A 10,572-nucleotide genomic window follows, 5' to 3' on the forward strand; every position below is an offset into this window, starting at 1 on the left:
AGGGTGGGTCAATTTTCCATCAGCGCCAACAGCCCAGACGTAAGCCCGGTGGGTTTTCTTTTCTCCCAGCGCGAGCATTTGCACCGGGGTTTCGTCAGCGTGGATCACGCGTTGGGCCAGCACGGCTTCGCGCAGGGCATCGACTAGCGGCTGGAGCTGCACGCCGGTTTGTCCGACCCACTGCGCCAGTGTCGAGCGAGCGATGGCCAGGCCGGCACGGCCAAAGATTTTCTCTTGCCGATATAGCGGCAAGTGGTCGGCGAATTTGGCCACCATCACGTGAGCCAGAAGGCCGGCGGTGGGGATGCCCTTGTCGATCACCTGGGCCGGCACGGGGGCCTGGATCAGTGTTTCGCACTGGCGACAGACCCATTTCCCACGCACATGCTGTTCGACGGTGAACACGCCCGGCGTGTAATCCAGCTTTTCGCTGATGTCTTCACCGATGNACCGATGCGTTGCAGCTGGCAGCCGCAGGCGCATTGGGTGTTCTCCGGTTCGTGGCGGATCACGGTGCGCGGAAATTGTGTCGGCAGCGGTGTGCGCTTGGGCTGTTGGCGGGGTTCGGCTGGAGCAACCGGGGAATTGACGGCTTTCAGCTCCGCCTCGATGGCGGCGATGTCAGTGTCGAGCAGGTCGTCCAGCAAGCTACCCTGGTCAGGGCTCAGTTGCTCGCTACGCTTGGCAAGCTTGTGCCGTTTGTACCAAGCGATTTCGTGTGTGAGCTGCTCAATGATGGTCTGATCACGGTGGATTTTCTTGCCCATCACGTCGACCTGCGTGAGCAACTGCGCGGCCAGTGCGCGCAGCTGGTCAGGTGTCAGTTGGTCGAGATTGGGCGAGGAGTTCATGCTGCTGATTGTGCCAGAGCAGACGCTCTGCGCAGATACACCGATGGGCTAATGGCCGGTGCTACAGCACTGTGATTGCGCCGCCCGCACCGACCCGCTGCCAGGGCAGCCCCAGTACCAACGCCTGAAGTTGCTCGGTGTCGAGTTCAACTTCCGAGCCGTGGCGGATGCCTGGCCAGTGAAACTTGCCCTGGTTCAATCGCCGCGCGGCCAGCCAGATACCCACGCCGTCATGCACCAGGACTTTCATGCGGTTGGCGCGGCGATTTGCGAAGAGATAGGCACAGTGCGGCTTCGCCGCACCGAACACCGCAATCACACGGGCCAACGCGGTTTCAGTGCCCGCGCGCATATCCATGGGTTCGGTGGCGAGCCAGATACTATCGATACGGATCACTGGGCGAGCCCCCGGACAAAGCGGGCGCATCCTTCAGGATCGGAAGCTGGCCATTTCACTGTGATCGATTGCTCGCCCAGCGGTAGCTCGATAATCACAGCTGGTTCAACTGGTCGTTTTGGCGTAACTCTCGCAGGAACGAACGCCGGCAACGCCGCTGGCAGTTGATCTCGATAAAGCGGTAGCCACTTGCGAATGACGTTGGCATTGATGCCGTGGCGGATGGCAACGCTGGAAACGGTCGCACCGGGTTGCAGGCACTCCTGAACAACCTGGGCCTTGAACGGTTTGGGGTAAGAGCTTCGTTGGCGCATGGAAATCCCGGCGATAAGGGCTATCGCGTCCGCTTAAAAATACGCGGACACCATCGCCCTTAATGCTGGAGTTCGGAAGGTGAGTTGGCCGGACGCTTACATCGATTCGCCACTTTTTGAACCAGCAGCTGCTGAAGTCAGCTAGAAATGCATTGCTACTTCAGAGGATCCCTAAGGTAAAGATCGTAGAGTAAGCGGCAATTGCGTAATAACGTAGGCCAGTAACTTTTCCAGGCTTTGCACAAATGGCTCTCTACCGGTGTCGACAACATAGTCCGCCTGCAATGGAGGTTCATAGGGTGCACTGACGCCAGTGAATTCTGCTACCAGACCGGCGCGCGCCTTCTTATATAAACCCTTGGGATCACGTTCTTCGCAGGTTGCGAGATCAGCGGCGATATGAATTTCATAGAAGGCTTGTGCACAGCTTTGTCTAGCACGCTCACGGTCAGCGCGGTAAGGCGAGATTAAGGCTGTGATGCAGATCAGCCCGGCATCGGCGAATAGGGCTGCCATTTCTCCCACGCGGCGGATGTTTTCAGTGCGCTCTTGGGGACTAAACCCAAGGTCAGCATTCAAACCACGCCGTACATTGTCACCGTCAAGCACGTAGCATGAGTAGCCACGCGCCACAAGCGCCTGCTCTAATGCCATCGCCAGGCTAGATTTTCCTGAGGCCGACAGTCCGGTTAGCCACAGTACTGCACCAACATGGCCGTAATGCGCCTGGCGGTCAGTGCTGTCGAGAGAATGGGGAATGGCTATCAGATTACTTGTCATGGCATTTCCATTTTCTGCAAGCTGTGTGCGATGACATTGGCGCTGCCGGCAAGGCGGTACACACAGTCAATCTTCTGAGGGACTCGGTCGTGTCGTGCATGGCAGACGAAGCCTGAGCAGTTGTGGCCAGTATGTAGCCCAGTCGCCTTCATGCGAGAGCTCATCGACAACCTGCACGTGGGCACACGCGCCGACTCTGCTGGCGAAAAGTTGGGCGACACTCAGGGGGACGATTTTATCGTCAGCGCCGCTGAAATGGATCTGCGGAATATGCGCCACCTGAGCGGTAACATTGATTGGGTTCAGCGACTCAGGCATCAGCGAGACTTGATGCCAACGATTGACAGTGTCGTGATCGAGGTTGCCGGCGACCGTGCGCAGCGTGGCAATATCCTGACGCTGCGCCGCGACCAATACTGCGACCGCGGCTCCGCCGGAATAGCCAGTTAGATGTATACGCTGACCGGGCGTACGGGATGCGTAATGGCTGATTGCGGTATCTAGCGCGGCAATGGCCTCTGGCGCAAAACGTTTTCCCGTCCAGTAGGCTGGCTCACAGCGCGGGTTAGCTACCATCGCAGTGAACTGACAGGGGCGGGCCAGATACACCACGTTGGCACTGCCGTCTGCCACGGCCAGCGTCAGCCCTAGTGCGCGTTTTGGAGTGGGGTTGGTAGAGACTTGATAGCGGTTGCGCCAAGCATAGCCGTCGCCTTCGATATAGATGCTAAGTGGTTGATCGGCGCGGGTAATACGCACATAAGCGGTCAGCAAAAACACAGGGGTTGCGACTTGTTCTGGATGTAAACCCGCCGTTTGAGCGAGGGCGTCGGCATGCTGTTGTGGGTTTACAGCACAGCCACCAAAACTGCTCAGAGTTATTGCCAAAGCCAGGCATTGCAGCATGGCAAGAACTCGGTGCATCAGGTTTTGTCCTTCAGTTCTTTCAAGGCCGATGCAACGTTTTGTATGGCGGGTTGCCATTGCCCATAAGCAGGTTGGCGAAACAACCGCATGCCGGGATACCAAGGCGAGTCGTCGCGCTGTAGTAGCCAGCGCCAGCAAGGCACGAAAGGCAGTAACACCCAAGCTGGGCGACCAAGCGCCCCGGCCAGATGGACCGGCGAGGAATCCACTGAAATGAGTGTGTCGATCAAGCTCAGAATGGCAGCGGTATCGTCGAAATCCTGGATTTCGTCGCTCAGTGATAACAGCGACATGCCCGGTGGCGGCGTGACGGCTTGTGCTGCTGCGGGCCCTTTTTGCAGCGCCAAGAAGGTGATGCCCTCCTGCGCCAGCGGCGCAAGATCGGACAGCGCCATTGAACGGCGCTTGTCGTTGCCGTTGGCGGGGTTGCCAGCCCACACCAAGCCTACCAGTGGGTGCGGTAGGTCGGCCAAACGTGCCCGCCATTTTTCCAGTCGCGCGGGATCGGCAAACAGATAGGGCACAGTTCCCGGCAGTTGCTCCAGCTGCAAGCCAAGTGCCGCCGGCAGGCTCATGAGTTCGCAATGGAAGTCGAAGGGCGGCGGCAGAGTGCCTTGCTTCAGCAGCTGATCATGGCCGCTAAGCCCGCGCGCTAGCTGATAACACTCAGGATTCACTTCCAGAATAATCTGTGCGCCGCTTTGCTGGCGTGCGCGCTCCACCAGCCGCAAGAACTGAAAGGTGTCACCAAAACCTTGCTCACTATGAATCAGCAGGGTCTTACCTTCGATTTGCTGCCCTTCCCAGCGAGGCTTTTGGATATGGCGTTCGAGCATGCGGGTGTGCTCAAGCCTGTAGCGGAAGCGGTATTCGCTCCAGCCCCGGGTGAACTCGCCCTGCAGCAACAGCATCTCGGAGAGATCGAAGCGTGTGTCCAAGTCGCCTGGTGTGGCCTGCGCGATCATGTCCAGCACCTGAGTCGCCTCAAGGATTTTGCCCTGCTGGCGGAACGCAACATACAACTGGCGCCACAAGGGAATGGGCCCAGAGCCGGAGGCCATTGCCTGGCACAGCATGGCTTCGGCCTCGGGCCAGCGTTCGGCTTGCAGCAGCAGGTTGACTTGCTGGTGAACGGCTTCGAGATCCATGGTTGCGGGGTTCATGCCTGCTCCATGCCCAGCTCGGCTAATAAAGGGGCCAGGTGGGTTGCGTGCTGGTGCCAGCGGCCTTTGGATGAGGTGTAGATGGGCTGGCGCACCTGAGCCACGCTGGCTGTGCGTATCATGCGGCGGGTTTCGTGGAAGGTTAAGCAGGCGTCGTTCCAGGGCAGATCGATGAAGTCGATCAGCCGCCGCGCCTGGCCTTCAAGGTCGTCCACCACCGCTTCATAGTCAACCTCGATGAACTGATCCGACGGCAGTATTTGGCGCAACTGCGCCATCAGCATCTGATAGTCACGGTAGAACTGGCCCAGCTCATCCAACTGATAAGCGAACAACTGCTCGCCGGCAAAATTCTTGCTGTAGCAAGACAAGCACGTATCAACTGGATCACGGCGGCAATGGATGATGCGCGCGTCGGGCAATAACAGTGGAATCAATCCGGCATAGAGGAAGTTTCCCGGTAGCTTGTCGATCACTCGCAAGGCATCCGGCGCTAAGCGATTGATCTGTCCAAGGTAATCACCGGCGATTTGAGCAAGGTCGTTATTGCTCCAGTTCGCGAGCTCATAGGGGAAGCTGCCAGCACGCATAACTGCCTGACCCAGTGCTTGTAACTCCCCTGCGCCGTAAACGTCGGGATGCGAGGCTAAAATTTGCTCAATCAATGTGGTGCCAGAACGCGGCATGCCGATAATGAAGATCGGTCGTTTCGAGTCCTCGCCAGCGCCCTTGAACCGATCCAACAAGGCTGGGGTAAGCGTTGCGGCAATATCCCGCATCCATGTGCTGGTTTGTGCTGCATCGTAACTGAACGACGCTCGTTTAAACGCATTACCGCGGTGCAGATGGGCAAAGGCACGGTCCGAATCAGTGATGTCCAGATACGCTTTGCCAAGCGAGAAGTGCAGCATCATTTGCTCATGGATTGGAGCTCTAGGTTCGCCCGCCAACGCCGCTTCCATGACTGCAATATCGGGGTCTCCCTCTCGATAGAGTTTGCTGTCGCACCGGGCGGCGATTACCCGATGCGAGCCAGGAAAGCGCGCCAATGCTTGCTCAAAAGCAGCCGTTGCTGCGTCCTTGTCGCCGATTTCCAACAGTAAAGTGGCGCGCGCAACCAAGGCCTCCTCTGCGACCGTACCAGGTAGCTCGGCTGCGCGCAGATACGCTTGCTCGGCCTCTGCATGCTGCCCTAGCGCATGCAATGCGCTGCCCAGAGTCTTGTGTGTATTGGCGCTGTTTGGGGCAATGGTCAAGGCCTGGCGGGTACTGGTGACGGCTTCCTGATAACGCTGACTGGCTACCATCAGTTGGGCTTGCGCCGTGAGCGCGCCGACATGCTGTGGCGAAAACCTAAAGATTGAATTGACCCAGTGCTGGGCCTCGGCATAACGCATGCGCGACAACTCGATCTGCGCCAGGTTTAAGTAGGCATCTGCCAGTTGCGGGTTGATATCGATCGCCCGCTTGGCAGAAGCCACTGCTTCATCAATCTGGCCCAAGTCGTTGAGCAGAACCGCGAGATTGCTGTGCACCACTGCGTAATCTGGGCGCAACGCCAAGGCGCGTTGATAGCTGTGCTTAGCGTTGTTCATATCTCCCAAGAGCTTGTAGGTGTTGGCCAGATTGTTGTGCGCCTCAGCATTGTCCGGCTGCAAGGATGTAACGCAGTTTAGACACTCCAGGCTGGCATCGAATTTCCCGGCTTCTTGCAAGATGATCCCTAGATTGGTCCATGCCGCAACAAATGTTGGTTCTTGCTTTACGGCTCGTCGCGCGGCTTGCTCGGCGTTGACCAACAAACCTTTTTGACGGTAAAGCTCGGCTAGGTTGCTATGAATAGCTGCCGGCGCATCAGGTGACTGGCTGGCTTTACTTATATAGTCGAGCGCCATATCCAGCTTGCCGTAGGCAAGCATCATCATCCCTAAAAGGTTCAGGGCATCAGCTTGTAAGGGGGCCACTTGCAGTATTCGTAAACAGAGCTGTTCTGCCTGCGCCGCCTGGCCTGCATTCCAGTGCGCATTGGCCAGCTCCAAGGCTTGAGCAATCGTCAGTGACTGCGAAGCAGGTGGGTTGTTAGTGCTCAAGATGCGCCCCCAAAATAGAATTCAAATTACCTACAGAGCGGATCATTTGGCCTGCACCTCGAGAGGGTGAAGGCCTTAATGCTGCAATTGCAGACAGGATCCGGATACGCGTGGCCTAGACACGCAGGCTGTCCTTACGCCCTCTGCAATAGAGGCTGCAGCGCTCGGTGAGCGGCTCAGCGCGCGGAGCGGCGTGTGCTTGTTGGCCTATTTCACGTCAGCAACAGCGGCAGGCGTATAGGTTGCTCGAGTCTGGCCGAGAGCCTTGTACGCGCTCGGAGAGTATCTAGATTAGGCCCAATCGCCCAGAGGTTTATCGGCAGGCGCTATTGGTGCCGTGTGGTGCCTGCCTCAGGTATAAAAGGGGCGAAGGCATACCCCCGCACCCAGCCACCTGTGCGGTATGCCGCGGTTGCCGGCTTGGGCACCTCAATCTTAAGTTTTCGAGGTAGCGCGCCAGGCTTATGGCTGGGTCTACAGCGTGAGCGCTGCGATGCGCTGGCTATGTGCCATTTTAGGTTTGTTTGTTAACTAAGTTTCCGGCAAGCTTGCGCGTACACATACCCGTCCGCCAAAATCCATGTCTCATCGAGTGAGGGTCCGGGTTTGGATCTAACGAACTTCTTAATCATGAAAAAAACACAGGCTTCTGGGTGCATAACCAGTAAGCCCTTAATGAGTAGCTCTGCCATCTAGGCCAATAGCTGGTGCAGCTGTTAAAAAATATCAGGAAACCAGGATGTCAAAGAAAATAAAGCCTGTTGCAGTCTCAGCGAGGAAGCGTGACATTCTGAGTTTATCGATAGGGGCAGGGATTTCGTTGCTAACGGCGACGGAGGCCTATGCATGCCTGAACTTTTCTAACAACATAACACTGTTCGGAACGACCGACTGTATAACTTGGTCAGGCGGAAATCTCAGTATAACCAATACTGGAACACTCTCATCAACCGATGTTGCGGCCTTAACGGCCGCTGGCTCAGCAAGTACCTTGGTCAACAATGGCCTGCTTAACGGCTCAGGCGCGCCAGCCCTAGAGAACATTGCAAGCTCACTTACTGTTGTGAATAACGGCAGGATCATCAGTGACACACTTGGAATCAGCAACAACGGCACTATCACATCGCTGAGCAACAATGCCGGAGGAAGCATTTCCGGAACAACGGCGGGCATTCAGAACAATAGCGAGATCACGGCACTTACTAACCACAATGCAATCTCTGGCGGAGTCGGCGTTAGCAATGCTGGACTTATATCGACACTGACAAACACCAGTACGGGCAGCATTAGTGGGGCGATTACTGGCATCAGGAACGCTGGTGTTATCACAAGCCTTACGAATAGCGGGATCATTAGCGGCACCTCGTATGGCGTCCAGTCCGATAACCTCAGTAGCATTACATCGTTTGAGAACACCAGTACTGGCACCATTGAAGGTGGCACTGCGATCCTGGTGGGAAACCTGACCCCCTCCGGTACGATAAACGTTAACACCTTGACCAATGCTGGCCGCATTACAGGAACGACCAACGTCGGTGTTGGCACCGCTTCTAATAGCACCATAGGCAGCCTGATCAATACCGGCACCATCACTGGACATTTAGGTGGTATCGGCAACGCCGGTACTATGAGTGAGGTGGTTAACAGCGGAACCATATCCAGCGGCGGGTATGCGATTTATAACGCGAGCAGCGGCACCATTGGCCCGATTACCAACAGTGGTTTGATTGCTGGCGCGATTTATAACGGCAGTACCAGAAATTTAACCATCAATGGTGGCAGTGGCTCGACATTCGGTATTCTGACCAATGCTAGCGGCAATATTGACAGCGCCAGTATCGGGTCTATCTCCAGTGGCATGGCTAGCCTGCACTTCAATTCCGGTAATTTGCTGCTCAATAACAACATCAATGTTGGCCTCAATACTGTCAGCAATACCGGTGCGACGCTGCAAGTCAATAATCAGATCAATATCATAGGCAATTACGATCAGGCGGCACCGGCAACATTGTTGATCGGCGTTGGCGACTCGGCTGTGAGTAACGGGGTTACTGCTGATACCGGCTACGGCCGTCTGGTTGTGAGTGGTGCAGCAACCATTGCGAGCGGTTCGAGCGTCTCGCTCACGGCCCTCAATAGCTACGGTTTTGCTGTCGGGCAGCGCTATGTGGTGGTGCAGGCCGCTACCAACGGTACAAACTACAACGCCTCTGATTTGCTCTATTCGGCGTCCGGCTATAGCGGCATCGTTACAGGCAGCACGCTGGTCCACGGCGGCACCAGCAATCTGCTGCTGACGCTTGAGTCAGGCGGTAGCTCTTCGCCATTAATTCAGGCGACCACGCCGAACGCCGTCTCGGCGATTTCCGGACTGTTCAACTACACCGGCACCGACGCCAGCCTGCTCAACGTGTTCAACGCGTCTGCAGCGCTCGGCTCGACTGCCGAAGCCAACCGCGCCGGTGCGCAGTTAAGCCCGGCCTGGAGCGCCACGGTAGTGAGCCATGCGTCAGCGGCACCCACTACGACGGTACTCAATGTGGCCAGCTCTCGGATGGATGACTTGCGTATTGCGCAGGTGCAAGGGGGCAGCGGTGTGGCTACCGGCGAGAGTGGTAGCGGTGCTGCGTTGTGGGGCCAGGCATTCGGGGGTAAAGCCTCGCAGGACCAGCATGACGGCATCTCCGGCTACAGCACCGACTACAACGGCCTGCTGTTCGGCAGTGACCACCAGATCAATGATGCGTGGCGTGTCGGTGGCCTGATCAGTTATGCCAATACGTCTGTCGACGGCAGGGATGACAACGCGGGCAGCTCGGTCAACGTGAAGTCCTATGGCCTGATTCCCTATGCCAGCTACACGGCCGACGACTGGTATCTGAATCTATCGGGCGGTGTGGTACAGCATAAATACGACACCAGACGTTTGATTAACTTCACCGGGGTCAATGGCGTCGCCAATGGCAATTACGACGGCTTGCAATCGGTGTTGTCGACGCAGGTCGGTTATCCGATCCGCCTGGATGAGCAAACCGTGCTGACGCCGATTGCCGGCCTCAATTACAGCAGGCTCAAGCAGGATGGCTATACCGAAAGCGGTGGCGCGGGTGCTGCGCTGTCAGTGGAATCAAGCAAGAGCTATTCATTGACCAGCGACCTGGGGGCTAAGCTGGAACGGTCGTTTGACACATCCTATGGCCGTATAGAACCGTCTGTGCAACTGACTTGGCGTCATGAGCACAGGGATACGCGACTGCGTTCAGTTGCCAATTACGCAATCGACACCAGCGGCAGCACCAGCTTTACGACGCGCAGTTCAGCCCCAAACAGCGATACGGGCATCATGGCACTGGCGACAACCCTCACGAGCAAGGACAACCTTTCAGTTGCCGCGCGATACAGCGTCGAGGCGGCGTCTGGTTACACCTTGCAGACGGCGGAGTTGCGCTTGCGTTATCAGTTCTAAATGCTCAGTTCCGGCATTTGACCGGGACTGGCCAATCCTCAAGCCTGCAGACTCGGGTATCCCCTGTTTGCAGATTGACTTGTAAAGTTCCAGAGTGTTGAGGCAAAAAGAAATTAGTACGACGGAAATGCTCTGCAGGCCGCACTCTGGACTACCCTGTTCTGGTAGACATCCTTGGCCTATGGCGTCTAAGTGGGTGTCGAAAATCATTAGATCACTACAGCTGTGTCTTCATTGGTCAGACGATTACTTGCTTCGAAAACAGATCGACCACCACTGCCAGATACAGCCAGCCTTCATATGTTCGGATATAGGTGATGTCCGTAACCCAGACCGTGCTCGGTGACATTGAATCGACGCTCAAGATGATTCGGTGAGGCAACTGGAGGCTTGCCGCCATAACGGCCCTGCCGACGCCGATATCCAGTCTGCGAGCGCACTCCTTCTTGGCACATTAATCGAGCAGCGCGATGCCTGCCGCACTGTTCTCCAAGCTCGCGCAGGTCGTCATGGTTTTTGAATCGCCTCCAGTTTTGTAGACACATCCGAGCGGCTGCTTCTGGCCGATTCTGTTGAAAAAGTAG

At 56.6% G+C, this 10,572-nt stretch carries 7 protein-coding genes and 2 pseudogenes; 1 reads left to right on the plus strand and 8 read right to left on the minus strand.

Going from position 1 to position 10,572, the window contains the following annotated elements:
- The 7 genes and pseudogenes from CXP40_RS23345 to CXP40_RS23375 all read right to left on the minus strand — a co-directional run.
- Positions 1-851 (minus strand): annotated as a pseudogene (locus CXP40_RS23345) (IS66 family transposase); the annotation flags it as partial.
- A gap of 61 nt (positions 852-912) precedes the next feature.
- On the minus strand, positions 913-1,248 hold the full coding sequence (tnpB, locus tag CXP40_RS24090; RefSeq protein WP_157831713.1) for an IS66 family insertion sequence element accessory protein TnpB: 336 nt from the start codon (positions 1,246-1,248) through the stop codon (positions 913-915).
- The gene (locus CXP40_RS23355; protein ID WP_003282986.1) at positions 1,245-1,562 is read right to left on the minus strand and encodes a transposase; all 318 of its coding nucleotides are present in this window, start codon (positions 1,560-1,562) and stop codon (positions 1,245-1,247) included. Before CXP40_RS23355 ends, tnpB begins: the two co-directional genes overlap by 4 nt.
- Before the next feature lie 171 nt (positions 1,563-1,733).
- Positions 1,734-2,342, minus strand: a complete 609-nt coding sequence (cysC, locus tag CXP40_RS23360; protein ID WP_106735662.1) for an adenylyl-sulfate kinase — start codon at positions 2,340-2,342, stop codon at positions 1,734-1,736.
- A gap of 66 nt (positions 2,343-2,408) precedes the next feature.
- Positions 2,409-3,266, minus strand: a complete 858-nt coding sequence (locus CXP40_RS23365) for an alpha/beta hydrolase (RefSeq protein ID WP_218239121.1) — start codon at positions 3,264-3,266, stop codon at positions 2,409-2,411.
- On the minus strand, positions 3,266-4,432 hold the full coding sequence (locus tag CXP40_RS23370; RefSeq protein ID WP_106735663.1) for a glycosyl transferase family 8: 1,167 nt from the start codon (positions 4,430-4,432) through the stop codon (positions 3,266-3,268). Before CXP40_RS23370 ends, CXP40_RS23365 begins: the two co-directional genes overlap by 1 nt.
- Positions 4,429-6,522, minus strand: coding sequence for a tetratricopeptide repeat-containing sulfotransferase family protein (locus CXP40_RS23375; RefSeq protein WP_106735664.1), 2,094 nt, complete (start codon positions 6,520-6,522; stop codon positions 4,429-4,431). The genes CXP40_RS23370 and CXP40_RS23375 overlap by 4 nt, the downstream gene beginning before the upstream one ends.
- Positions 6,523-7,261: 739 nt before the next feature.
- On the opposite strand from CXP40_RS23375, the gene CXP40_RS23380 reads away from it, so the two are divergent.
- A complete protein-coding gene (locus tag CXP40_RS23380; RefSeq protein ID WP_106735665.1) occupies positions 7,262-9,988 on the plus strand; it encodes an autotransporter domain-containing protein in 2,727 nt (908 codons plus the stop codon).
- 244 nt (positions 9,989-10,232) lie between these two features.
- Here the strand turns inward: CXP40_RS23380 and CXP40_RS23385 are convergent.
- Positions 10,233-10,506 (minus strand): annotated as a pseudogene (locus CXP40_RS23385) (DDE-type integrase/transposase/recombinase); the annotation flags it as partial.
- Between the last annotated feature and the right edge of the window lie 66 nt (positions 10,507-10,572).

This window comes from Pseudomonas sp. YY-1, from assembly GCF_002843095.1.
GTDB classification, from domain to species: Bacteria; Pseudomonadota; Gammaproteobacteria; order Pseudomonadales; family Pseudomonadaceae; genus Aquipseudomonas; species Aquipseudomonas sediminis_A.